The sequence below is a fragment of the Streptomyces sp. MP131-18 genome (assembly GCF_001984575.1).
Lineage (GTDB): Bacteria > Actinomycetota > Actinomycetes > Streptomycetales > Streptomycetaceae > Streptomyces > Streptomyces johnsoniae.
The window spans coordinates 1-2,359 of the sequence record NZ_LZNS01000010.1; the positions used below are offsets into that span (position 1 = coordinate 1).

Genomic DNA, 2,359 nt, shown 5'->3' on the forward strand with positions numbered 1-2,359 from the left:
GGTGATCACACCGGCCGCGGGCTGGTCCGTGGCCACCGCGGCCAACCCGGCCAGCAGCACCTCACGCTCCGACCCCAGCACCACCGCACGATGCTCAAACACCGACCGCGCCGCCACCAACGACCACGCCACATCACCCACGGCGACCTCCGGCCGCCCGACCACATGCTCCCGCAACCGACCCGCCTGACCCGCAAGCGCCGCGGCACTGTGCCCCGACACCACCCACGCCGGAACACCAGACGACAACACCGCGACAGGAGCCGCAACCGGCTCTTCCTCGACCACCGCCGCAGCCTCAAGCGGCGCCTCTTCAATGATCACGTGCGCGTTCGTGCCGCTGATACCGAACGCCGACACACCAGCCCGCCGCGGCCGGTCACCCGCCGACCACTCCCGCGCCTCCTGAAGCAGTTCCACCTTCCCGGCCGACCACTCCACGTGTGTGGACGGTGTCTCCGCATACAGCGTCTTCGGCAGGACGCCCTTCTGCATCGCCAGCACCATCTTGATGACACCCGCCACGCCGGCCGCCTGCTGGGTGTGGCCGATGTTGGACTTCACCGAACCCAGCCACAACGGACGGTCCCCTTGGGAACGTTCCTGCCCGTAGGTGGCCAGCAGGGCACCGGCCTCGATCGGGTCACCCAGTGCGGTGCCCGTGCCGTGCGCCTCGACCACATCAACATCCGCTGCGGAGACCTGCGCGTTCGCCAGCGCGGCACGGATCACCCGACGCTGCGAAGGACCGTTCGGCGCCGACAAACCGTTCGACGCACCATCCTGATTCACCGCACTGCCACGGATCACCGCAAGCACCTGATGACCGTTACGCCGCGCATCCGACAGACGCTCCAGCATGACCATGCCCGCGCCCTCGCCCCAGCCAACGCCGTCGGCCTCGTCCGAGAACGCCTTGCACCGGCCGCTGGAGGCCATACCGCCCTGCTCGGAAAAGTCCATGAACGCACCCGGCAGAGCCATGACCGCGACACCGCCGGCCAGCGCCATCGTGCACTCACCGCCACGCAACGCCGTCACCGCCTGGTGCAACGCCACCAGCGACGACGAACACGCCGTGTCCACCGTCACCGCCGGACCCGTCAGACCCAGCGTGTAGGAGATCCGGCCGGAGGCCACCGCGGAGGCAGTACCGGTGATGCGATAACCGTTCAGGCTCTGATCGTCCACCGGCAGGCTGCTGTCATAACCCGAGTTGCTGGCGCCGATGAAGACACCAGTGGCCGAACCGTGCAGCGAAGACGGCGCCAGACCCGCCCGCTCGATCGCCTCCCAGGCAGTCTCCAGCAGCAGCCGCTGCTGCGGGTCCATCGCCATCGCCTCACGCGGACTGATCCCGAAGAAAGCCGCGTCGAAGTCAGCCACGTCGTAGACGAATCCGCCCTGCCGGGTGTAAGCCTCCCCGGCAGGGACCGCTTCGCCGCCGAACTCCTCCTCGAACGCGTCCCAGCCACGGTCCGTCGGGAAGCCGCCCACCGCATCCGTGCCCGCAACCAGCAGGTCCCAGAACTGGTCAGGTCCGTTGACGTCGCCCGGGTAACGGCAGCCCATGCCGACGATCGCGATCGGCTCACCGCCGGCCGCAGCCACCACCTGCACCGCACCCTCGGACCCGGACTCGGGCGAACCCACGAGTTCGCCACGCAGGTACTCGGCGAGCGCGGCGGCGTTCGGGTAGTCGAAGACCATCGTCGAGGGCAGCCGCACCCCGGCCGCCGCCGACAACCGGTTCCGCAACTCAACGGCACTTGACGAGTCGAAGCCCAGATCCTTGAACGCCCGCTGCGGCAGCACATCCGCCGCCGCATCGTGCCCAAGCACCGCCGCCGCGTTACTACGCACCAGATCCGTCAGCACCTGCCGCTGCTCACCCACCGGCATACCCGACAGCCGCGCCACCAGCTCAGAGCCATTGGCGGAGGCACCGGGATCGGCCTCGGCCTCGGCCGCGAGGATTGTGCGGACTTCGGGCAGGGCGGACAGCAGCGGGCTGGGACGGCGCAAGGTGTAGGTCGGCACGAACTGCGCCCAGTCGAAACCGGCAACAGCGATCGAACCCTCACCCGCATCCAGCACCTGACCCAGAGCACGCATCCCACGCTCCGCGTCAATGCCCTCCATCCCGAAGTCCACCAGGCGCTCACCTCCGTCGCTGGCGGCCATACCGACGCCGGCCCACAGGCCCCACGCCACCGAACTGGCCACCAGACCACGACCCCGCCGGCTGTCACACAGGGCGTCGAGGTAGGCGTTCGCCGCCGCATAAGCGCTCAGCCCGCCACTGCCCCAGGTGCCCGCGCCGGAAGAGAACAGCATGAACGCGTCCAGGTCCCGGTCA

The 2,359-nt window shown here is 69.2% G+C and carries 1 protein-coding gene; it reads right to left on the reverse strand.

Annotation, left to right across the window (positions count from 1 at the left end; all coding sequences use genetic code 11):
- A partial coding sequence (locus STBA_RS35370; protein ID WP_290444006.1) for a beta-ketoacyl synthase N-terminal-like domain-containing protein occupies nucleotides 1-2,349 on the reverse strand: 2,349 nt, incomplete at its 3' end.
- Nucleotides 2,350-2,359: the final 10 nt, after the last annotated feature.